Annotated in this window: 1 protein-coding gene; it reads right to left on the reverse strand. The window is 67.4% G+C overall.

Features of this window, described 5'->3' with window-relative positions; genetic code table 11:
* On the reverse strand, positions 1-377 hold a 377-nt coding region (locus ACZYR5_RS29595), incomplete at both ends, for an SH3 domain-containing protein (RefSeq protein WP_489092922.1).

The following is a 377-nucleotide window of genomic DNA, read 5'->3' on the forward strand; positions in this document are numbered from 1 at the left end:
GGGCAATTCCAGCAGCACCTCGCTGGAAATATCCGGCTCGGCGCGCACATTGACCCGCTCTCGCGAGGAGACAATGCGGTGCTCGCCGTCAGCCTCCGGGCGCAGCAGGCTGGCGGCGATGTAGCCCCGCAGCGCGCCGTCGGCGTCGAGCAGTGCGCTCGGGCCGAGGCGATTTTCCAGCTTGCGGTAATAGCCTTTTCCGCTGACCACCACCTCGGTGCCGCGCGGCAACAGGTCGATGACCTTGCCTTGATAGTCGGCGTTGCGCACGTTCAGGCCAGTCTCTTCGGGGTGGCCGGGGCGACCATCGTTGGCCGTCTGCTTGACGCGGCGGATCGAGCTTTGCGGCCAGAACGGTGGCCGCGCTTGCGCGCGAT

The sequence above is a fragment of the Pseudomonas sp. F007 genome (assembly GCF_057814275.1).